Origin of the sequence: Streptomyces sp. NPDC001787 (assembly GCF_040297465.1) — a bacterium.
Taxonomy (GTDB): domain Bacteria; phylum Actinomycetota; class Actinomycetes; order Streptomycetales; family Streptomycetaceae; genus Streptomyces.
The window spans coordinates 227,950-247,806 of record NZ_JBEOZE010000008.1 but is presented as its reverse complement, the minus strand read 5'-3'; the positions used below and the strand labels follow the sequence as shown (position 1 = coordinate 247,806).

27 protein-coding genes and 1 tRNA gene are annotated in these 19,857 nt (G+C 70.7%); 9 read left to right on the top strand and 19 right to left on the bottom strand.

Annotation, left to right across the window (positions count from 1 at the left end; translation table 11 throughout):
* Positions 1–315: 315 nt before the first annotated feature.
* The 4 genes from ABT170_RS14690 to ABT170_RS14675 all read right to left on the bottom strand — a co-directional run bounded on the left by ABT170_RS14690 (position 316) and on the right by ABT170_RS14675 (position 3,700).
* The gene (locus ABT170_RS14690; protein WP_502970519.1) at positions 316–1,047 is read right to left on the bottom strand and encodes an XF1762 family protein; all 732 of its coding nucleotides are present in this window, start codon (positions 1,045–1,047) and stop codon (positions 316–318) included.
* 133 nt (positions 1,048–1,180) lie between these two features.
* Positions 1,181–1,894, bottom strand: a complete 714-nt coding sequence (locus ABT170_RS14685; protein WP_351867346.1) for a WbqC family protein — start codon at positions 1,892–1,894, stop codon at positions 1,181–1,183.
* Positions 1,895–1,913: 19 nt separating this feature from the next.
* Positions 1,914–2,579, bottom strand: a complete 666-nt coding sequence (locus tag ABT170_RS14680) for a YdcF family protein (protein ID WP_351867343.1) — start codon at positions 2,577–2,579, stop codon at positions 1,914–1,916.
* 17 nt (positions 2,580–2,596) lie between these two features.
* Complete coding sequence (locus ABT170_RS14675; RefSeq protein ID WP_351867341.1) at positions 2,597–3,700, bottom strand: helix-turn-helix domain-containing protein; 1,104 nt, start codon at positions 3,698–3,700, stop codon at positions 2,597–2,599.
* A gap of 159 nt (positions 3,701–3,859) precedes the next feature.
* Between ABT170_RS14675 and ABT170_RS14670 the strand changes: the two genes are divergently transcribed.
* The 3 genes from ABT170_RS14670 to ABT170_RS14660 are packed head-to-tail and all read left to right on the top strand — an operon-like array spanning position 3,860 to position 5,159.
* Positions 3,860–4,306: a hypothetical protein gene (locus ABT170_RS14670; protein WP_007490484.1), complete on the top strand. Its 447-nt coding sequence runs from the start codon at positions 3,860–3,862 to the stop codon at positions 4,304–4,306.
* A complete protein-coding gene (locus ABT170_RS14665; protein ID WP_351867338.1) occupies positions 4,297–4,698 on the top strand; it encodes an ATP-binding protein in 402 nt (133 codons plus the stop codon). Before ABT170_RS14670 ends, ABT170_RS14665 begins: the two co-directional genes overlap by 10 nt.
* Positions 4,695–5,159, top strand: a complete 465-nt coding sequence (locus ABT170_RS14660; protein WP_351867335.1) for a hypothetical protein — start codon at positions 4,695–4,697, stop codon at positions 5,157–5,159. The genes ABT170_RS14665 and ABT170_RS14660 overlap by 4 nt, the downstream gene beginning before the upstream one ends.
* 150 nt (positions 5,160–5,309) lie before the next feature.
* On the opposite strand, the gene ABT170_RS40605 is transcribed toward ABT170_RS14660, so the two are convergent.
* Both ABT170_RS40605 and ABT170_RS14655 read right to left on the bottom strand, forming a co-directional pair.
* The gene (locus tag ABT170_RS40605) at positions 5,310–5,420 is read right to left on the bottom strand and encodes a hypothetical protein (protein ID WP_502970518.1); all 111 of its coding nucleotides are present in this window, start codon (positions 5,418–5,420) and stop codon (positions 5,310–5,312) included.
* Positions 5,421–5,457: 37 nt separating this feature from the next.
* On the bottom strand, positions 5,458–6,129 hold the full coding sequence (locus ABT170_RS14655) for a hypothetical protein (RefSeq protein WP_351867333.1): 672 nt from the start codon (positions 6,127–6,129) through the stop codon (positions 5,458–5,460).
* Positions 6,130–6,497: 368 nt separating this feature from the next.
* Here ABT170_RS14655 and ABT170_RS14650 point away from each other — a divergent pair, with 368 nt between their 5' ends.
* On the top strand, positions 6,498–7,064 hold the full coding sequence (locus ABT170_RS14650) for an RDD family protein (RefSeq protein WP_351867331.1): 567 nt from the start codon (positions 6,498–6,500) through the stop codon (positions 7,062–7,064).
* 136 nt (positions 7,065–7,200) lie between these two features.
* Here the strand turns inward: ABT170_RS14650 and ABT170_RS14645 are convergent, their stop codons facing one another.
* The 8 genes from ABT170_RS14645 to ABT170_RS14610 form a co-directional block, all read right to left on the bottom strand.
* Positions 7,201–7,740, bottom strand: a complete 540-nt coding sequence (locus ABT170_RS14645) for a hypothetical protein (protein WP_351867328.1) — start codon at positions 7,738–7,740, stop codon at positions 7,201–7,203.
* Between the two features lie 396 nt (positions 7,741–8,136).
* A complete protein-coding gene (locus ABT170_RS14640; protein ID WP_351867325.1) occupies positions 8,137–8,961 on the bottom strand; it encodes a hypothetical protein in 825 nt (274 codons plus the stop codon).
* Positions 8,958–9,383 carry a hypothetical protein gene (locus ABT170_RS14635; protein ID WP_351867323.1) on the bottom strand — a complete coding sequence of 142 codons (426 nt, stop codon included), beginning with the start codon at positions 9,381–9,383 and terminating at the stop codon, positions 8,958–8,960. The genes ABT170_RS14640 and ABT170_RS14635 overlap by 4 nt, the downstream gene beginning before the upstream one ends.
* Before the next feature lie 208 nt (positions 9,384–9,591).
* Positions 9,592–9,939: a hypothetical protein gene (locus ABT170_RS14630; protein ID WP_351867320.1), complete on the bottom strand. Its 348-nt coding sequence runs from the start codon at positions 9,937–9,939 to the stop codon at positions 9,592–9,594.
* A gap of 55 nt (positions 9,940–9,994) precedes the next feature.
* Entirely contained in the window at positions 9,995–12,301 is a 2,307-nt protein-coding gene (locus ABT170_RS14625; RefSeq protein ID WP_351867317.1) for a hypothetical protein, read from the bottom strand.
* A gap of 24 nt (positions 12,302–12,325) precedes the next feature.
* Positions 12,326–12,622 carry a ribonuclease E inhibitor RraB gene (locus ABT170_RS14620; RefSeq protein WP_351867314.1) on the bottom strand — a complete coding sequence of 99 codons (297 nt, stop codon included), beginning with the start codon at positions 12,620–12,622 and terminating at the stop codon, positions 12,326–12,328.
* Positions 12,619–13,017, bottom strand: coding sequence for a hypothetical protein (locus tag ABT170_RS14615; protein WP_351867311.1), 399 nt, complete (start codon positions 13,015–13,017; stop codon positions 12,619–12,621). The genes ABT170_RS14620 and ABT170_RS14615 overlap by 4 nt, the downstream gene beginning before the upstream one ends.
* Positions 13,018–13,070: 53 nt before the next feature.
* Positions 13,071–13,193 (bottom strand): hypothetical protein, encoded by a 123-nt coding sequence (locus ABT170_RS14610; protein ID WP_351867308.1) that lies wholly within the window; start codon positions 13,191–13,193, stop codon positions 13,071–13,073.
* A gap of 460 nt (positions 13,194–13,653) precedes the next feature.
* On the opposite strand from ABT170_RS14610, the gene ABT170_RS14605 reads away from it, so the two are divergent.
* From ABT170_RS14605 to ABT170_RS14595, 3 genes are read left to right on the top strand one after another with little or no spacing between them, the layout of a single operon-like run.
* Positions 13,654–13,890 carry a hypothetical protein gene (locus ABT170_RS14605; protein WP_351867306.1) on the top strand — a complete coding sequence of 79 codons (237 nt, stop codon included), beginning with the start codon at positions 13,654–13,656 and terminating at the stop codon, positions 13,888–13,890.
* Positions 13,891–13,946: 56 nt separating this feature from the next.
* Positions 13,947–14,336: a hypothetical protein gene (locus ABT170_RS14600; RefSeq protein WP_351867303.1), complete on the top strand. Its 390-nt coding sequence runs from the start codon at positions 13,947–13,949 to the stop codon at positions 14,334–14,336.
* Positions 14,333–15,613, top strand: coding sequence for a site-specific integrase (locus ABT170_RS14595; RefSeq protein ID WP_351867300.1), 1,281 nt, complete (start codon positions 14,333–14,335; stop codon positions 15,611–15,613). Before ABT170_RS14600 ends, ABT170_RS14595 begins: the two co-directional genes overlap by 4 nt.
* Before the next feature lie 61 nt (positions 15,614–15,674).
* Here the strand turns inward: ABT170_RS14595 and ABT170_RS14590 are convergent, their stop codons facing one another.
* The gene (locus ABT170_RS14590) at positions 15,675–16,364 is read right to left on the bottom strand and encodes a hypothetical protein (protein WP_351867297.1); all 690 of its coding nucleotides are present in this window, start codon (positions 16,362–16,364) and stop codon (positions 15,675–15,677) included.
* Positions 16,365–16,593: 229 nt separating this feature from the next.
* Between ABT170_RS14590 and ABT170_RS14585 the strand changes: the two genes are divergently transcribed.
* Entirely contained in the window at positions 16,594–16,899 is a 306-nt protein-coding gene (locus ABT170_RS14585) for a hypothetical protein (RefSeq protein WP_351867294.1), read from the top strand.
* Between the two features lie 51 nt (positions 16,900–16,950).
* Here ABT170_RS14585 and ABT170_RS14580 read toward each other — a convergent pair whose 3' ends face one another.
* A complete protein-coding gene (locus ABT170_RS14580) occupies positions 16,951–17,664 on the bottom strand; it encodes a SpoIIE family protein phosphatase (RefSeq protein WP_351867291.1) in 714 nt (237 codons plus the stop codon).
* 165 nt (positions 17,665–17,829) lie between these two features.
* Between ABT170_RS14580 and ABT170_RS14575 the strand changes: the two genes are divergently transcribed.
* A tRNA-Met gene (locus tag ABT170_RS14575) sits at positions 17,830–17,906 on the top strand.
* Between the two features lie 81 nt (positions 17,907–17,987).
* On the opposite strand, the gene ABT170_RS14570 is transcribed toward ABT170_RS14575, so the two are convergent.
* The 3 genes from ABT170_RS14570 to ABT170_RS14560 all read right to left on the bottom strand — a co-directional run bounded on the left by ABT170_RS14570 (position 17,988) and on the right by ABT170_RS14560 (position 19,774).
* Positions 17,988–18,518 carry a hypothetical protein gene (locus tag ABT170_RS14570; RefSeq protein ID WP_351867288.1) on the bottom strand — a complete coding sequence of 177 codons (531 nt, stop codon included), beginning with the start codon at positions 18,516–18,518 and terminating at the stop codon, positions 17,988–17,990.
* Positions 18,519–18,555: 37 nt separating this feature from the next.
* On the bottom strand, positions 18,556–18,834 hold the full coding sequence (locus ABT170_RS14565) for a hypothetical protein (RefSeq protein WP_332758412.1): 279 nt from the start codon (positions 18,832–18,834) through the stop codon (positions 18,556–18,558).
* A gap of 355 nt (positions 18,835–19,189) precedes the next feature.
* On the bottom strand, positions 19,190–19,774 hold the full coding sequence (locus ABT170_RS14560) for a DUF6245 family protein (RefSeq protein ID WP_351867285.1): 585 nt from the start codon (positions 19,772–19,774) through the stop codon (positions 19,190–19,192).
* Positions 19,775–19,857 lie beyond the last annotated feature (83 nt).

The window sequence follows — 19,857 nt, the reverse complement described above, 5'->3', positions numbered from 1 at the left end:
CCAGTTCCTCAAGGCAGATGTTCGAGCGGGTGAAGCGTTCCTGGCGCTGCAGCCAAGTGGGAAGCAGGGCAGGCTGAGGCGGCGTCCAACGTGCTCCGTAAGCCTGCCTGACCGTCCCCGTGCTCATGTCGCTCCCCGTGATCCCCGGCCGCGCTCTCCACCGGCGCGGTCTCGTTGGAGCGCACTGAACAGGGAAGAAGCGGACCGGGGCATACTTCGGCGAATCGGCGTCGCAGGGGGGAAGGCGACTGTCCTCTGTGACGCCGCGGCTGGACTGGACAGGGCACGAGCCTGTACGAGTGACGAGCCGACCGGTCAGACCGCAGCCTTGGCGGCGCGGTGCGCACGGACCCGACACGTCGTCGAGCAGAAGCGGGCAGGGCGTCCAGGACCGGGGCGCAGCGGGAACGGTTGCCCGCACCCGGGGCCCTCACAGAGGATTTCGTTCCGGATTTCGTTACGCAGCTCGGCCAGCGCTGGCAGAGCCGCAGCCCCTGATCGCGACTGCTCCCACAAGATCCGTGCGACCTGATCTGTGCCTCGATCCCTGCGCGGACGTGAGGGGGTGCCCCATCCTGCACGGGGCCGAAGCGCCGCAACCTGCTTCCAGCCGACGGCACGCAGACTGGCGCCCGACTCGCCGTCCTGGGTGTAGGTGATGAGCCGTAGGTAGCCGGCAGCCGACGCGGTACGCCATGCGGCCCCGTACAGGGTGCTGCAGGCGTTGGGAGTGCCATCGGTAGCCACTCGGGTCACTTCAAGCTGCCACCCGTCATCGAAACAACGGGCCACAGGGCGGCCCACAATCGCAGCGCCACGAAGCGTTCCAGCGTCGTCGAGTACACCGAGGCTGAACTTGTGGCCGGTCGGCCGTTTGTGATGCCGGTGAAGCCTGTCAACAGCCTCGGCTGCATCACGGAAGGCGAGCGGGATGATCGTGAGCTTCGACTGACGGCCGGGTGCCGGGGGTTCGGCACGTCCGGGGCTGACCGTGCGTGACACGCCCTGGAGCGTTTGCAGGGGACTGTTGAGTTCGACCAATGACATGGCCTGCACGGAACAACGACAAGGCCGTCGGAGCCCCGCCGCGGCGAATCTCGTGTGAACCGAGTCGCCCAGAGCCAGAGGGTGCCTCCTCCTTGACCGGACAGGGGGACGCCGCTCGGGCACAGCGGCCGGGTCATGCCTCCAGCATGGCCTCGGGCGCCGCGGCGAGTGCGCGGCAGCGGGCGGCCACGGCCTGCGGACCGAGCGCCGCCAGCGCCCACAGGGCGCTGACCCGCCGGCCGGTGGACCAGATCCCGGTCGCCGGCGGTCGGAACGGCACAACGGCGATGTCCTGTGCCTTGAACGGAGCGGGGTCGAGGTAGGTCATGCCGCCCGTTCCGCACAGGTACGTGCGGGCACCGGTCGCGGCGGCCAGGTCGGCGAGCCGCTGGGAGCGGCCCGGCCGGGCGGGTAGATCGCTGCTGGTCAGGATCTGCCCGCGCCAGCCGAGCAGGTCCAGCAGGAGACGGGTGGACGTCTCGGCGACGATCGCGGTCCGTTCGGTGGCGAAGGCGTCCAGCGCCGGAGCCAGTGCCTGGGCGAGGGCCGGCCAGTGGGGGCTGTTCCCGTAGTGCTGACGCAGCATGCCTTCGGTCCTGCGGCGTGCGAGAACTGGATCGTCGATCAGCGCGTCCCGGATGAGTGTGGAGCGCCCGCTGGGCAGGTGGGTGGGGATGGTCAGCCACCGCTGGCGGGCCGGGTCGTCGAGGTCGGCGAGACGGGCCCGGTGCTGGTAGTCGCGGCGGGTGAACTGGACGTCGTCCAGGTCGATCCAGGTGTCCGCCGCGAACAGCTTGGCCAGCGTGCTCAGCCGGGGAAAGATGTTCGGCTGATGGATCGCGCACAACCCGCCCAGCGCGGGCAGCTCACGCGATGAGGCGGCTGGTGAAGCCGTCGCGGATGAGGGACTCGTACGCGGCATGCACGTCCTCCGGGACCTCCTGGGCGATGGCGAATCCGAGCTTCGGGTACTCGATGACCCGCTGGAGGTCGCCGACGAGCATGTCCAGCACGAGCTTCTCGTCGCCGATGGACTTCAGGTAGTCGTCGAACTCCAGCGGCTCCGATGCGCACCGGATGTCGACGTCGGGCCACAGCTTGCGGGCGGTCGCGAACGACCGCCGTTCCATGTAGGGCTTGGAGACCAGCAGCACCGTCGCGGGGCGGATGCCGGCGGCGGCGAGGACCTCGCGGGAGAGGGTGATGTTCTGCCCGGTGTTCGCCGCGTTCGGCTCGAGCAGGATCGCCTCGGCGGGGACGCCGAGCTCGATGGCGTGCTCGCGGAAGTGGACGGCCTCGCCGCGGGGGAAGACGTTGGCGGTGGTGGGGCTGTTGCCGCCGGTGAACACCAGGGTGGGGAAGAGACCGGCGCGGTACAGCTCGGCGGAGTGCGTGGCGACGCCGAGGTCGTGGCTGCCCAGTCCGATCGCCGCGTCGGCGGGCCGCAGCTCGTGGTGCATCTGGTGGTAGTCCCAGATCAGCTTGGCCCGGCGCCACTGGTCCTCGGTGATGGCCTGCTGGTCGTTGCTCACGCGTGTGTTCTCCCTGGTCACCGTTGCCGGGGGCCGGTCGGCCCCTCGCTCATGGCCCTGATGCCCTCGATGCTGTGCAGTTGGTGCACGAGTCCGTACTGCGCGGCCTGCCTGGCGGCCTGGTCGAGGACGAGGTGTCCATCATCCCGGGTCGCCGGATCGGAGAGCAGGATGTGGCCATGGGCGGTGTCCAGTCGCACGCGTTGCATCGGTGACTCGATGGTGCCGCTGCTGCGGGCGATGTCGATGAAGTGCAGGGCCTGGGTGAGGTCGCCGGCGCCGCGTCGGGCCAGGGCGAGTTTCTGGTGGGCGACCGACCAGTCGTCCGGTTCGGTCAGGTCTTCGAAGTCGCGGGTGGCGGCCTGCATGACACGGGTCGCGTAGTCGTGCTGGCCGTCCTTGCTGAGCGAGGTGCCCACCCACAGCCTCGCGCGGGCGCGGTCGCGGCGAGAGAGCCGATCGTCGACGGCGAGGGTTTCGTAGTGGCGGGCAGCGAGCTCCAGCTCGCCGGACATCTCGGTGACGACCGCGAGGGAGAGGTCGAGCTGGGCGACGCGGCGGGGGATATCGAGCTGGGTGAAGATGGCGCGGGCGTCGGCGTAGGAGCGGCGGGCGGAGAGCGGGCCGAGGACGGCGCCCTGGTCGCGTTTAAGGTCGCCGAGCAGCGCGGTGGACCGGGCGAAGAGATACAGGCCCTTCACGTCCAGCTCGGACGCCTGGAACCGGGTGAGCCACCGGTTCAGGAGGCTGTCGGCGAAGGTGAAGTTCTGCCGTGACAGGGCGACCACGACGCGGTCGAGGTCGTCGGCCCAGCTCTCGTACTCCCAGGCTCTGGGACCAGAAGTGGTGATGCGAGGCCGGCCGACGCTCGGCCCGGTGCTGGTCATCTCGGACAGGATCGTCTCGAAGCGCAGGTGGACGGCGACGTCCGCGCGGCTGAGGGCGGTGTCCAGGATGGCCTGGGTGTCAGGGCGGGGCGCGGTGTCGGTGAGCTTGCTCTCCCACTTGGACACGGTCGCGACGGCCAGGCCCAGCTGCTGGGCGAAGGCCCGCACGCTCAGGCGCAGAGCGCCCCGCAAGGCCTTGGCCTCCAGGCCAGTCCAGTGGTGCACCGTCGCCACGCGTCGTCACTCCCTTCCACCCGTCATCGAAGCACGGTCCGTGCAGTCGGCGGGACGGAAGTGGAACGGAAGTAGAACGACAGCTGGTTGGCGGCGAGTTGGGCAGCGGCCACGCTCAGAGCGTCACTTCTCTGCCGAGCCTTCTGGATGGTCCCCAGCATGGAACCCCTCACCGAGCAGCGCCAGGTCAACGGCCCGGTCGTGTACGGCCTTCTGCGGCTGGTGCGGGTCTCCCCGGCACGGCAGGAGGCACTGGTCGGCTCGCTCGCCGAGTACTGCCGCAGTCACGAACTGCAGCTGTCGGGCGTCTTCACCGACCGGGACACGGCGGCGGGCGCCGCGTCGGCGGCGTTCACCGGGCTGCTGGACGTGCTCGCGCTGCCGGACGTCTACGGCGTGATCGCGCCGGCCATGTCGCACCTGGGACCGAAGGCCATAGCCGCCGAACGCAGGCGGCGGATCGAGGCGGCTGGCTCACGGCTGCTGCTGGTCCGCAAGCCCCGGACCACGCACCACGCCGCTGCCCGCACCGGTCCCGTCCGCCACCGCCAGCCCGGCACCACCCGCGTCCTGGACGCCGAGTCACGAGGACCACGATGGCCCTGACGACCCAACAGTTCTTCGAGGCCCGCCCCGAGTCGATCAGCCAGGCAAGATCCTTCACCTCCGAGGCCCTGACCGACTGGGGCTTGCCGGACCGTGTCGAAGACATCCGGCTCTGCGTCTCCGAACTCGCCACCAACGCCATGGTCCACGGCACCGTGCCCGGACACGGCTTCCTGGTCAAGCTCGACGCCCAGGAGGAAACCGTGCGCATGGAAGTGCACGACAGCCGCCGTCGGCACCCCTTGGCCCGGCAGACCGCCGACACCGACACCTCTGGACGCGGCCTGATCCTGGTGGCCGCGCTCGCCGACGGCTGGGGAGTCCAGGACCGCGCCCCGTCCGGAAAGATCGTCTGGTGCTGCTTCAAGGCCGCGGGAGGCACGACAGCATGACAGTCCTGCTCACGCCGCCCGCCCCTGATCTGCGGCTGCTGGTGTCCCTTGCCGCCTGGACCTGGGCCGACACCCGCCCGGACGGGCATGAGGCCGCACACATCCTGATCACCCGCGCTCCCGCCGGCTCGGGCACCACCGAGACGGCCGAGGCAGGGATGCGGCGGCTGTCCGCCAGCCTGGGAGGCCTGACCGGCGCCCGAGAGGTCGTTCCGGAGCTGGAGCGCTGCCTGCAGATCGTCGGCGACCAGGTGCTGCTGCACGTGCCCGGGGTCTCCCGCCGGCTCCGGCTGCCCACCCGCTGCCCCTGGACCGAACTGGTCGCACGCAACGCAGAGGCGGTCCTGCTTCTGGGGCTGGATCCGCTGCCGCAGACCGCCGACGCCGCGCGGATCGACGCCTACCTGGATGCCACACTCGCCACCGACCGGCTGCTCTTCGGCCGAGCCCGAACCCGCTGAACCCGTCAGCTCGACCGCCCGGACGCAAGCACCCCGGCCGGGGCGACGCAGCGGGAGAATGCGCCAGGCCAGACCTCTTACGCGGTTCAGCGCCAGCCACCTTCCGACCGCTCGACAACCCGCGGCGCCGACCCGGCAGTCCTCGTCGCCTCACGACCCGAACCCATCCGGCGGGCTCACCCGCTCACGGGCCAGCCGGCGCACCTGCGCACGAGCGCCCGCCGGAGGACTGCGGCCCTCCCAGTACGGATGCGCGTCCACGCGCGCGGACAGCGTGACCAGCCGGCGCCGCAGCGCGTCATGCCTTCTGGCGCACGGAATGGGCAGCGATGACACCGTGGATCGCCTTCACCGACGGGGTGTCGTAGAGGCCCCTGCGATCCGGCGACCGGCTCAGCCCGAACCGAGTCCGTCGGGCGACTCCGGGTGCGCAGAACCACGACAGGTCGAACTGCCATCCCGATCCGTCTTCCGCAGCACGGCTCACGCGGACGTTCAGGGTGAACCCGTCCTCGTACGGGGTCCATGCCTGTGCGGCAGTCCAGCCGTGGTCCTCGGCATGGGAGAGAAGGTTGGCCGCTGCCTTCGGCAGGGCGTATCCGCGGGGAGGGGCGAACACGACCCCGGCTTCGAGGAGCCGCTGAGTCCTGTCACGGACCTCGCGCTCGGCCGGGGTCAGCACGTTGTCACGCTCCAGGGCGGAGGCCAGGGTGACGGCCCGCCCGCTGTAGCGGCAGGTGGAGCCGATGCCGTACGCATCCCGGATGACAGCACGACGCTTACCGTCCAAGGTCCACTCGGCCTTCGGCTCGTGTGCGCCCAGGACGCCATCACGGACGTCCACTCTGGCTGCGCTGCCGCACGGGCACAGCGCAAGGACGCAACGCTGAAGATCGGACCACACGTTGGGCAGGAGGATGGCCGTCTCGTGCTTCGGCTCAGTGGCCAGGCGCTCCAGTGTGGTCGTCATGCTGCTCTCCTAGAACTTCGATTCCGGCTGGAAGGCAGACTGAACGGGATCCGGGGGCCAGAGGCTCGTACGGGCGAGAACCGGCGGCCGTGATGCCCGAGACCGGCAGGTGCCCAGTCGGACAGCAGTAGGCGGCATACGCCGAGCGTCATGCCCGAGTGGATCAGACTGGGCGGCGCGCCACAGGTGAGGTGTCCGTCGGCAGAACACCCGGCCCTCGAGGGCGTACGACTCAGGCCCATCCATCTGAGCCGTACGCGCGACGACGCCGGCCACCTTGCGCCGAGGTAGAAGGTGAGCCATGGGAGATGTCCGGATCGGGGCCTAGCTTTCCAGCGTCCCAACCACCGACGGTCCAGGAAGCCTTCATGACGACACAGCCCTACGGCCCTTCCGACCCCACTCCCGCCGCTGGCAGCGCGTACGGCTCACTCAGCCACGCCCCGGCCGCGTACGCGTCCTATGCCCCGGGCCACCCACATGTCGGGCCGGTGCATGGCGGGCCGCCGGCAGGCCCGCTGCTCGCCAACATCGGAGCCCGGCTCGGAGCCCGGCTTCTGGACCTCGTGATCTGGTACGTCGCCTACTTCGTGACGGCGATACCGCTGATGATCTGGATCGATTCCGGCGCCGGCGCCGCCGGACAGACAGTGCTGGTGGCCTGGCTGCTCACCACCTACGTCCTGTACTTCCCCTTCAGCGTCTGGCGGTTCGGTTCCACCATCGGGAAGAGGATTTGCAAAATCCGCATCGTGCGGAGTCAGTCAGCCCTGCCGACCGGCTTCTGGCGGGCGATGGGACGGGAGACCTTCTTCTTCGTCGCCGCGGTGATTCCGGTCCTCGGCCTTCTCAACCCGCTCTGGTGCTGCTGGGATAAGCCGTACCAGCAGTGCCTGCACGACAAGGTCGCCGACACGATGGTGATCACACGGTAGGGCGCCCCCAGGCGTAGGCGCTGACCTGCCGCCGCAAGGCGTGCCCCACCAACTCGACACGGACGCCCCCACTGTGGATCTCCACGGTGGGGGCGTCGCTGCTAGGGGTGGGCTTCCAGGTCTTCGTTGGCCGCCGCTACTCCGCGCTCGCGGGATCGACGGCGGCTTCCGGAGGAAGGTGCGCCCACCAGATCTTGGCCGAGAGCCTGATGGTCGCATGCGTCGTGTCGGAGGCCGGGTCCCACAGAGCGTAGATGCCGTCGTCGGTGTACGTGACGGTGACTGGCGTGGCCTGGGTCGGTCCGGTCGAGCGGGCGCCGCCCTTACCACCGAACAGGATGCGGGTCGTGTGGCTGCTGGCCTTCACGCCCGGAACGAAGCGGAGCTCGGTCATGGACCACTTGCCGGCCTCCGGCTCCGGGGTGTGCTCGATGACGCCTGCGTCGGAGAAGAGCGTGGTCCAGGTGGTGCGGTCGCTCGCGTCCGTGCCCTTCGCTCCGATGAACAGGCGAAGGCCCTTGGCCGGGCAGCCGTTGCGCCGGGCGCCAACGAGCTGCGGTTCGGCGAGGAGGTAGCCCGTGCGAGTGACCTGATGACCGCGAGTGTCAGCACCCGTGGCCGTCACATGGTCGCCGACCGAGAAGCCGTCGAGCATCCTCTTGAGTTCTTCCGTCATACGCGCGTTCCTTCGTCTGGGAGTCCAGGTGAGTTTCGACGGGGCGAGACCGCCGATTGGAGGCCGCCGACGTCGCGCCGCTCGGTGGTAGGGCGGCGAAGTGGAGCCGATGCTTGTCGAGTCCGCGCCCAGCTCGCAGTCGTGGCGAATCTCCCTCCGCTGCACCCGGGGGCAGACCGCGACCGGCCCGAGGTGGTTCCGCAGGGAGTCGGCTATTTCTGTACGCCCATGACCATGGCCGCAGCACCCGACGAGACGGGCGGGAGAGCCGCGGGGCGGTGCTGGCGGACAGCATGTGAACGGACCGGTGCGCTCGCAGAGGGTGCGAGCTGCCTCCCCGGCCGGGCGGGCGCGGTTGGAGGCGTGGGCGGCCCTGGACTCGCCCCGCCTCCGGCTTCAGACGTGGATGACCGTGGGCGCGGCGGGCAGCTCGGGGCGCTGGGGAGAGATCATTCGGGGCATCACGCGGCCTTCGAGGACCGATTGCGCGTTGACCAGGGCGAGGATCTCCAGGAGCAGGTCTGCTGGCACGTTCGTCAGCTTCAGGACCTCTGCCGACGAGGCGTCATCAGCCAGCCGTACGGAGCCGGAGCAGTGCGCTCGGGGCGCCGAGGCCCCATCTGGCCGATGCTGAGCCGCTGACCAATGCGACTGTTTGCGGGCGTCGACAGCATGCGGCTGCTCGTACGGGGCGGCCCGCAGCGCTGGCAGTACGTCCTGCATGCGTCGGTTGAGCCTCTGCCGGCTCCGTGTTTCCTCCTGGACCCTTTGTTGCATCGCACGGGCAGCCCCGAAGGTGCTCAGGTAGTCGGGCAGCAGACGCCTGATGATCTGACGGGCCTTGCTTTCGCTGGAGGTGTCGATCCCCACGGTCACGGGCTCGGCTCGCCATCCGCAGTACTCGGATGGGTAGCCGCCGCGCACCGTGAGCCGCCTACCTGCCGCGTCCTTGCGGTAGCTGCCCTCATGCGTGAGCGACAAGCTCATCCCGCTGGGGTGCGTCAGGAGGACGCTCACGAAGTTCACGGGAGCGACCTGGTGACGCCAGCCTCCGCCCTCGACCTGTCGGTCGTTGAACTCGGCAGCGAGCGTCCGGCCGATCCGATGGGCCAACTCCTGCCGTTCCCGGCGTTCGGCGTCGAGCCGTTCGGCGTGAGCCTGCGGCGTCCAGGAACTGGTCATCTCCGGGGGCGTCCCCTGCTGTTCACCCACAGCGGTCACAGGGAGCCTCCCTCCACGTCGGCAAGACCCCGAGTGGCCGAGTCGTAGATCGCCCCGTGGAAGGGCTTCCGCGCGAGGCGGTCAAATCGGGCCGTGTCGAACGAGGCGAACTGAAGATCCACCCCGTGGGACGTCAAAAGCCGGGCGAACTCCAGGTCGGTGCTCTCCGGGTAGACCCGCTTGTCAGGCACCAGGTCGGCCGCCTGCCAGTGGAAGTGCTTCTCGTAGCGCACCACTACGCGAGTGACGTGGTTGTACACCAGGACGTGCAGGTAGGCACCACGCACGTACACATGCCAAGTGTCCCGGTCACAGGTGTAGCCGAGCAGGAGGGTTCGCTCCGCGCCGGGGATGTCCTGGGTGTCCACCGCGCGCAGGTGCTTGGTTTCGCTACGCAGACGGTTGAGGTCGGCAAGGTTCATGACAGCTCCAGGAAGGCGTTGGGAAAGCCCACTGAACCGCCGAACCTCGATAGCGTCGTCTTCTCGCGAATTCACCGAAGAAGCAGCCCGGCCCCGGGCGACGCCTCACATGTAGGGGTCGGACATCAGCCTGCCCGCGGACTCCCCGACCGCAGCCTGAAGAATGCGACAGCTCGAGACGGGGGTACAGAGGCGTAGCGCAGGAGCCTCAGTCCGGTTGGAGCGGAACCGCAGGGGGCTTCGAGACGAGAAGCCTGGGCCGGTTGGTCGTACGGTCAATTACCGTCCAGCCGTGTTCGCGCAGGAGGTCGGCATAGGCGGCGACGAGGACGTACTCCTCAGCCGCGACCCCTTCGAAAGAAAGCCCATTGGCGGAACTCGGGAACGGGGTGCGGTGGCTGACGCGTGCCTGAGCTGAACCTGGCGCGCCCGGTGAGCACAGGAATCCAGCCGTGACGACGGCGCCGGTCGCGTCGAACTTCGCCTTGGGGTGGTGTGCCAGGAGAAGCGTGGTCACGGCCGTGGTTACAGGACCGGCCGGTTGCAGGGTGTCCATGTGGTGTCTTCCATCGTCTTCGGTCGGGGAGACAGCTTCTTTCCGAGACGGCCTCTTATGGCCTCGAGGACGTGCTCGTCACGAAGACGCTGCGGATGCCTTGAATCGCCTCGTACAACCGGTCTGCGGCTGTACTACCGGGAGCGCCGAGGTCTTCGCGGGCGGCGTCGAGCAGAACCGCCAGGTGCTGGCTGCGGATCCGGCCGCTGGCGCTGCGCCTGGCCTGGCTGAGTGCGGCGTGGAGCTGCTGGCGGTAGGCGCCCGGCTGGACCTGGGCGAGCCGGCCGCGCCGCGAGTCGACCCGTCCGGCCGCGACGTAGAGGTCGCTGCGGAGCCCCGCCGGAATGCGCAGGTAGGCCTCGTCGTCCAGATCGGGCAGCGGAACCCAGGCCTCCTCCGCCGCGATCACGGCCCGGGCAGCGGCATCCCGGCCGGCATGGGCCGGGCTGCGTCCGAGAGCGCGCCGCCGGTGCTCGGCCGTCCACCGGACGGTGTCGGTCTTGCGCTGTCGGACGGGAGCGACGGCGCCGCGCTCGGTTCCGTCGGCCAACACCTGGTAGCCGCCCCGATAGGTGGGGTCGGGCTCCAGCCGCCAGGCGCGTCCGCCGATCGTGCCCAGGTCCACCGGACCGGTCTCCTGCTGCGCCGCGGCCGGGGACAGGTCCTGAAGTGCGCGGAGCAGTTGCCGCGCTTCCTTGCTGCGGCCGAGTTCTGCGGCGTCGAGGGCAGTGAGCTGCTGGAGGTCGGCTTCGCCGGGCACCCGCAGCGCGGTGCGCAGGGCGGCTTCCCGGACAGCCTGCGGAAGGCGGGCCAGCTTGCCGGCGCGCTCCGATGTGGCGATGGCCAGTGGGATGACGGCGGCTACCAGAGCGTTCTGGTCCGGTTCGGTCAGCGCGGCGAAGGCGTCGGCCACCGCGGCTGCCGAGCCGGGGGCCGCGGCTCGGCGCAGCCCGTCTCGGACTACCGCGCCCGCGGCCTGCTCACGGTTGGCGAAGTGCTTCTGGCCGTGGGGCGGCCGCAGCGGCATGGCGTGGCTGGTCCGGGCGGACCAGCCGAGGAGCGAGGTTCCGTGCAGGGAGTGTTCGGGCTGGATGCTGCCCGCGATCTCGCCGTCGCGCAGCACCCGCCAGCGACTGTGATCGTCTTCGTAGCGCACCAGCGTCCACCCGGCCCCGCCGTGCACGCCCAGGTCCTCGATGGCGACAGGAGCCCTGGGTTCGTCCTGTGCGGCGTCGGTGCCTTCGTCGCTGTCGGCCGGGTCCGGACCGAGGGTGTCGCTGTCGTCGTGTCCGGCGGTCGTGTCTGGGGCGGGGGCCTTCCGGGCGGTGTCGAGCTGCGTTTGCAGGGCGGCCAGCTCCCGGCGGTGCCGCTCGCGTTCCTCCTCCAGCAGGCCGTTCAGCCGGCCGTTCTCGGTCTTGAGTTCTTCGCGGTGCGCCTGGAGTTCCTCAAGACGGGCTGCCAGACCGGTGTTCTCGCTCTGGGCGGCGGCGAGGTCGGCGGCCGTGCGCCGCTGCGTCTCCTCAAGCCGGGTGTGCTGGCCGGACAACTCCTCCAGGCGGCGGCTCTGCGTCTCGGCCTCGCCCTGGAGCCGGCCGTGGGCGGCGACGAGCTGGCGGTGCTCCTCAGTGAGGTCGGTGTGGGCCTGCTCCAGTTCCTTGTGCCGCGTCTTCAGCAGGTCGTGCGCGCCGCTGAGCTGCTGGTGGGTGTCGCGCAGCTCGCGATGCGCCCCGGACAGCTCGTCGAGCGCGGCGCGCTCCGCGGTGGCGCGGCTGTCGGCGTCAGCGGCTTCCCGCAGGGCGGTGGCTGCCTCCTTCTGCGCTGCCTGCTGCTCCGCGCGTGCGTCGGCCGCGTCCTGTTCACTGCGGGCGGCCTCCTCGCGGGCCTTCCCGGCGTCCTCTACCGCTGTCTCGCGGCGCGCCTCGGCCTGGCGGGCCCGCTCATCGGCGGCGCTGTTGACCTCGGTGATGTGGGCAGCGATCGCCGCGGTGTCCGCGCCTGCCTGCTGTCCCTGGTGCACGGCCTCCAGCGCGGTCAGCACCCGGGGCAGTAGGGAGGCGAGGACCTGCTCCTCGCGGACGCCCCGGGCGACGGCCTGCTGCACCGGCACGGGCTCCGGTCGGGCCGCGCGCTCCTTCTCCAGGTCCTTGCGTGCCCGGTATGCCTTCTGGCGGTCGCGCGGGTTGTTGTGCTGCACGCAGAACTTGGTCGGCGAGCCGGACTTGCCCGGAGGACGCGGTGCGCGGGCGTTCGTGCAGTCGGGGAAGTCGCAGTCGGCGCCGCCGAACCCGGCCTCGATGAGCTTCCTGGCCAGCCACTCGTCCGTGGCGGCCGCCTTGCCGTGCCGGAGGGTCTTCGTGGTCATCGCTGCTCTCGTCTCCCGGCCGTTTCAGTTCTCGTCGCGGTCGACGATCATCGGGTCCGCCACGGGGCGCCCGGACTCGTACGTCGCCTCTCCGCCGTCGTAGTCGCCCCCGTGCCGGGTGACGATCGCCTCGACCTCCCGGTGCCGCTCCACCAGCCTGCTGACCTCGACGTCACGTGCGGCCAGGAGCTGCCACTTCGGTGTGATTGCGGGGTCCGGCTCGCTGATACGGGTCACGTAGTCCGCCAGTTCCTTCGCGCATCCCTCAGCGCTGGCCCGGTCCGGGAAGTACGCCCAGTGCGTGTAGGGGATCGTGCTCATCGTTCCTCGTCGGCGTGCTCGTTCAGCAGGACGTCCAGTGCCTGAGCCGCTGAACGAGGAAGCTGTGGGCGGTACAGCGCGAACCATGCCCGGACGCCGTCGATCGTCTGTGTGGCGTCGTCCTGCCACGCCGCGACGACCTCCCGTGCCCGCGCGCTCGCCAGATCGGCGTAGGCGGCGGGGACCTCGTTGGCGATGACGTCGCTGATGCGCTCGGCGAGGGTCCCGGTGGTGCCGGGGACCGCCTCGGCCTCCAGGCGGTCGGCCTCAGCGCGCAGTGCGGTGGCCTTCTCCGCGAACATCCGCTCGTTGTCCGTGCGGGGACCGGCGTCGGCTGGAGGGATGCGGGCCTCCAACTCGGCAGCCCTCTGGCGCAGTTCAGCAGGACTCGGCATGGCTTTCCCCGTTCGGGTTGAAGGTGGAGGGCGGCTGATGTGTGGGCGGGGTGTCAGCCGAGGTGCCGGCCGACGAGGAGGGCCGCGGCCAGGAACACGGGCGCGAAGATGCCCGCCAGGTTGATCAGGTCCATGAGCGGACCGTCGCCGCCGCCGCGCCATCGCCGCCGTCTCAACGGGTCTCCTTGCTCTACGCGTCCCGCCGGTCCGCGTTTTCGTGCCCGGCTGGTCACCGGATCGTTCTGCACCGTAGAGGATGGATCTTGAACTTACAACTCAACTCAAACGCGATTACTATTGAGTCGTAACCACCTGATGCGCAACTGCCTCTGAACTGCGGTGAAGCTCTGTACGCCATTCTCAGGCGTGATGTGCATTCCCGGCCCAGTCGTACCGCTAGCGTCATCGCGCGTTCAGATCACCTCCTGCGCCTTCGGTGCTGATCGGACGGGCTCCCGGCGCCCCATTTAGTTGAATCCCGTACGGACGGGTGTCGGCCCTGCGCCGGGTCCTGATTCCGGATACTCTCTGCTTAGCCGGAATCAGAAACTGCGGGGGACACGACAACCCGCGTGAGCAGGTATCCGGCTCACGCAACAACTTCGCCAGGACGGCCCGAGAGCGCAGGGGGAGAAGATGACGGGGGAGATCCCGCAGCAGCAGGTACCGGCGGACGCGGGGCTGTTCCCGGAAGCCAACCTGCCCGGCGAGGAGATCTACCTGGGCCCCCCGAGCAGCGGGAAGACCAGCGCCGCCGACCAGTTCCGGGCCCAGCTCGCGGCAGAGCGAGCCCCCTTCCGGGAGAAGACCGTGATGCGCGGCGGCCGCGAGTTCATCGAGTTCCACGTTGAGCGACCGGAGGCCGGCCGGTGACACCGCCGACAGCACCCTTTGCCCACACGCGCCCGGCCATCTCGCCCAGTCCGGCCATGTCGGCACGCCCGCTGGTCTTCATCCGCGACGAGATGGCCGAGGTGCTGCGCGAAGTGGAGGCGGAGACCAGGCTCGTCCGCGTCCACGGCGGCCGCGTCGACCACACCGCCCGCCAGGAGCGCCCCGGCCGGTGGCGCATGGCCTGCGGCACCCTGCCCGTGAGCCCGCACGACTTCGAGCGCTCCCTGTGCGGCACCCCCTGCCTCGCCTGCGACCGCGCGCTGCACCTCGCCGCCGACCCGGCCGCCGCCGCCCTGCGGGCCCACACCGCAACCGTGCAGCGCCGCCAGGCCGCCGGCCAGCCACCGCTCCCCGGCAGCGAACCTCGCCCGAACGCCGCCGCCGAAGCCACCGCCCGCGCGCACGAGGAGCAGCCCGCGTCATGACGTCGACCGAACTCGTCCCCACCGCCGGGCCCGGCCGCACTCCGGCCGTCCGGCGCCGGCGCCGCGCCGAGCCGGACATCGTCTCTCCGGCCGGCGAGCGGATCTCGGCCTCGGCCGCCCGCAAGCTCACCGACTCCGTCCCCCGCAACTCCCACAACGCCCGGGCCAGCCGCTGGCGTTCCTACGCCCTGTGGTGCGCCACCTACGACTGGGCCGAGGACGAGCCCAACGCGGTGCTGTCCTACCTCTCCGATCTCGGCGACCGCGGCCACCCCGCGAACTCGATCGAGGCCCACTTCAGCACCCTGCGCGCGATGCGCGCCATCCAGGGCACACCGCTGTCGGAGAAGGAGGTCAAGGCCTGCCAGCTCGTCATCCGCCACCGCGCCGGGGAGGAGGCCGACGACCCCCTGGTGGAGCCCGGCCCGCTCCAGGCCGACGCCGTCGACCTGGACGAACTGCGCCTGATGGTGCGCAAGCTGGACCGCACCACGGCGCGCGGCAAGCGGGACGCCGCCGTCCTGCTTATTGCCTGGTGGATGGCCGCCCGCGCCTCCGAGCCCGCCCGCCTCAACCTGCACGACGCCAAGATCCGCACCGTGCAGATCGAGGACGAGGACGGCCGGAAGCGCCCCCACCAGGCCCTGATCATCAAGATCCGCCGCTCCAAGGCCGACCAGGCCGCGCGCGGGCAGGAAGTGCGCATCCTCGCCCCCGCCGACACGGAACTGTGCCCCATCCACGCCCTGCGTGAATGGCTCGACGTCCTCGCCGACGACGACCAGCTCACCCCCGGCCCGCTGCTGCGCCGCATCGACCGGCACGGCAATATCGGCGTCAAGGCCGCCGGACGGCGGGCCAAGGACGACCGCCGCCGCGGCGGCATCACCGCCGACACGGTCAACGACATCATCAAGGCCACCGCCCGCGCCGCCGAGCTGACCCCCACTCCGACCCCCGAGGAGCGCGCCGCCGCGGCCCAGGCGAGGCAGGAAGCGTTCGCGGCCGCCGACGCCGCGCCCACCGCCGAAGAGGCCAACGCCGTCCTCAAGACGTGGCGCACCGCCCGCCGCGCGGCCCGCGCCGCCGTCCGCCGCATCACCGGCCACAGCTTCCGCCGCGGCTGGATCCAGCAGGCCCTGGCCGCCGGCAGCCCGCCCGAGACGGTCGCCCTGCACTCACGGCACTCGCTGCGCAGCACCGCCTTCGACGCCTACCGCCGCAAGAAGGTCCCCTGGAGGGAGAACCCGACCCGCTTCCTCGGCCTGGCCGCCTGATCAGCCCAACGACGCTGCTGCCCCCAGCCGGCAAGAGCCGCCGGGTCGCAGAACGTCGGGGCTACGCCGGGCCGGTCAACCACGGCGGCAGGAAACCCGATCCAGGGGAGACCAGGGCGACACCGTCGGGCATCCGGCTGTTGACGTGCTCCACAAACGTGCCCGGCAGGCAGGGCGACTCGTGGATCTGGAACAAGGCCTTTACCGCCAGCCGGGGCGTGGACAGCAAGCTCAGGACCCACGCCTGGGTGGCGCTGCGGTCGGCCGGCTGTGCCGTCTTGGTGACCACGACGCGGACCAGACCGTCATGGGCACAGGCCAGCGCGGCGTGGTTGGTCGGCGTGAGCTGCAAGGCCTCGGCGTACAGCAGGCAGTCGTCCCAGGCGATGCCGCTCAGGACACCATCCGGAGTGGCGAACACGACACCCCACTGGGCCACCCCGATGGAGGGATCCGCGCCGTCGGACCAGCCGTGCTCGATCATGTGCCGGTACGGGTCGACACGCGGCTTGCCGGGCTGGGCGGAACTCGGCCACTGGTGCACCACTCCGGGCGCGATGCCGAGCAGGGACCGATTCCCCGGAGCCGTCCAGTTCGCGACGACCAGGGTGAGGCAGCCCGGGCCGCCGTTCCCGTACTGGCGCAGCACGACGAGTTCGGACTCGCGCCGGAGGCCGGCGGACGTGTAGGGCTGGCCAGTCATGGCGGCGCGGGCGCGGGCCGCGGACTTGCGAGCGTGGTTCTTCGTCATCGGTACGTCCTTCACAGCCCGCGGCCCATGACCCGCCGGCCGGACAGCACGGACAGGACGAAACACGCGCTGATGCGGAGCACCTTCGGCCTGATGTACGTCGCGGTCATGGGACGGGACGGGAACCTTCGGCCGCACGGGGGCCGCGCCCGACCATAGCCCCGAGCCCTTCAGGCGGCCAAGGACGTGCCACCCGCCCGGGTGAACGCCCACCGAGATGAGCCGGCCGGTGCAGACTGCCCACGATGGAAGGAGACGAGAACGCCCCCTCGAGGTCGTCGAGTTCGCCATCGCGCGCCTGGCGGAGGACGCCGCCGCCACCGGCGCTGCCCTGCGGCTGGAGACCCAGCGCCTGCTGATCGCGGACGAGTCCCCCCTGTGTACCTGCGACGAAGCAGACTTCCCACCCACCGACCCCTGCGACCGGGGCCATCTCCTACCGCGCCACTACGACTGTCCCGTCTACGAGGTGGCCCGGGCCATCGCCGTGACTTACAGCGGGCACCCGGACTTCAACGAGGCATGGCGGCCCTGACGCCGGCGCCCCGAAAGTACGGGCGCCGGCGGCGGGCCTGCGAAACGCCCCTCAACGCAGCCGCAGCACCACCACGGTGGCGTCGTCCCGGTAGCCGCTCTCCTCGGCCACAGCCGCCGCCACCAAGGCGTCGGCGAGGGCCTGCGGCCCGTCCGAGTGCTCGCTGCACAGCCGGGTGATCGTCTCCGCCCTCACCTGGTCGGACACTCCGTCGGACATCACCAGCACGAGGCGGGCCCCCGCCTCGGGGATCTGCACCTGCCGGCACGTCGCCGCGCTGGACTGCGCCAGCCCCAGGCGGGCCCAGTTGTCGTGCTTCGCGGCCTCCAGTTGCACAGCCGCACCACCGTTCCACCGCAACCAGTTCCCCATGGTCTGGTCGTCGGACCAGAGGGTGAGCCCGGCGTCCTCCCGCCAGCCGTACGCCCGGCAGTCCCCGATCCAATGGACGGACGTCGGCTGCCCCGGCTGCGCGCAGGCGAACACCGCCGACGCGTGCGGTGGCCGGTTGTAGGCCGCGGCCATCTGTCCGGCCGTCATCAGCCCCGGCAGCCCGCCCAGCTCCATCCCGATGTGCGTGATCACCGGCGGGGTGAGCGCGGCGTACCGCACGGTGTCCGGGTGGTGCCCGGCCCCGTCCACCACAGCCGCGCACACCGTCTCCCCGCGCCGCTGCACGTCGACCCCGTCTGCGCAGGGGGGCTCCGTGCCCGGCCGCTGCGCCAGGCCCACCGCGATCACTGGGCCCCTGGTCGCTTCCTTCACCGCGTCCTCCTTCGTTCCGGGGCCGGCGTGGCCCCTCACCTACAGGCCCGCCGGGACAGAAGAGTGCGTTGGATACCGAAATTGAGGCTGGTGGGGCAGAAGTGGCGCTGCCAGGGGAAATGCGGTCTGGGACCGACGGCCAGTAGCGTAGGGTGGTCCTACCGACGCGGGGTGGAGCAGCTCGGTAGCTCGCTGGGCTCATAACCCAGAGGTCGCAGGTTCAAATCCTGTCCCCGCTACCAACGCACCGGCCCCCTCCGACATGAAGTTCGGAGGGGGCCGGAAGCATGTGGCGCTCGCCCACCGCCAGCCGTGTGATGCCTCTAATCCGCGCCGCGCTGCGCCTCGAGGGCCGACATCATCACCTCGTACGTCTGCTGCCTGCGGGCCGCGTGCTCAGGGCTTGCCAGGTAGCGCAGGTGCTCCTCGTGGTCCCGCACTCTCTCCTCGTGCCGTCGGCGCCGCTGCTCGGCGACCCGCGGTGACGGCGCGGTGCGTATCGCTTCCGCGGCCACCCCCGGGTCCGGGGTGTCCACGGACATCTGGACCCGGGCGAGGACGTCCCGGCCGGCGGCGCTGGACTCCAGCCACATCACCATGCCGGGGTCTTCGTCGAACGCGAGGCGCAGCCGCTCCCGGCCCGGGGCCGTTTCCGCCAACGGGAGCAGTACGGCCGGGTCGTTGCCGGTGTGGACCAGGGCCGAGGCTTCCGGGTCTTCCTTGATGAAGGTGGCGATCCGCTCCAGGAACGCGGCCATGCGCACCAGCGCGGCGGAGTCCGGGTCGTAGGGGCGCGGCCCCGGGTCGCCGTGCTCCCACGTCCGCGACGCCTCGATCTGCTCGTTGATGTCCACCCGAACCCCTACCCCTCGTGATCTTCGAACCCTGACCCTACGAGGTTGCACAGCGGGCCGGTACAGCAGCCGGGGGTGCGATCTGCATCCGGGTGCCGTTCCAGAGCACCGTCTCCGCGGGCAGGATGAGCAGTCCAGCCTCCCCGTCCTGCCAGGCCGCGCCGGTACGCCGCACCTGGACGGCCGCACCGCCCGCGCCGGCCATGTAGACGGTGGGGTCGACTTCCCATCCGTGCTGGGCGAGCCACGCCTCCAGCTGGATCATGTCCGACGGTGTCGCCCCACGCGGCCACTCGTACGTGCTCTCGCTGCTCATGGTTCTCCCCCCCCGTTACGGCCGGACGGCCGGCCACTGGCGATCCTTCCACCCGGCACCGACAGAGGGCTGCGCAATTTCCGGGGGCGAGCGGCGTCCCGTCGCTGAACCGGGCAGCAGCCTGGGATCCGAAGACGCGACCCCCCGCGATCCCTTCGAATCCTCGGGCACCGAACACGGTGAGGCGTGCGGCATGCAGGCAGGCCCCATCGGGCTCGCCGCCGCGCCGAGCAGGTACGCAAAGCCGTGATGAGTACGCCACCGTGACGGATCCCTGTACCGGCTGCAGAGCGCTGGCCAGCCGGTATGCCCGGGGAGAACATGCCCGCGGGCACGAGGCATTCGTTGCGCTGCGTCAGTCAGTGACGGACCCGAGAAACATCTCGGCGACAGCGCCGGGCAGCGCGTCGATCGCGGCGATGCCAGCCTCGAGCGCTCGACGGGCACGGACGAGCTGCTCGGGGATCTCGGCGGCGCGCACGTCGTCGACGGCGGTCACGGTCGTGCAGGCCAGGAGGTCCAGCAGCGCGTTGGACGCGTGCCCAGCGGCTTCCACGATGGGCCCGGCGCCGCCCTCATTCATCGCCTTCAGCAGCTGACGTACCTGGCCCGCCTGCCAGTGCAGGACGCCCATGACGCCCACGCCGTCCGCGCCGGACGCCTTGAGGACCTGCTCGCGGGCCAGGCCGAGCTCGCGGCCGCCGGCACCGCCTTCGAGCATCCGGCCCTCGGTGACCATCCCGGTGCCGATCGACGCCCCGTACAGGGCGTTCGCGAGGATGGCGGCCAGGACCTGCTCGCCGCCGACAGCAGCGGCCTGCTGCGCGAGTTCGACCTCTGAGGGGACGCTGGCGTACACACCGAGCGCCGACAGCGCAGCGGAGATCTCCGAAGCGGTGGGGGCGGGGCTGGCGGAGGAGGGCTGGGGCGGAATCGTCATGGGTCTGAAGGTAGTAGACGCAGGATGGTGCGGAACCGCGTCCGCCTGAAGACGCCCACCGCCACCAGGCCAGTGGTAGGCCC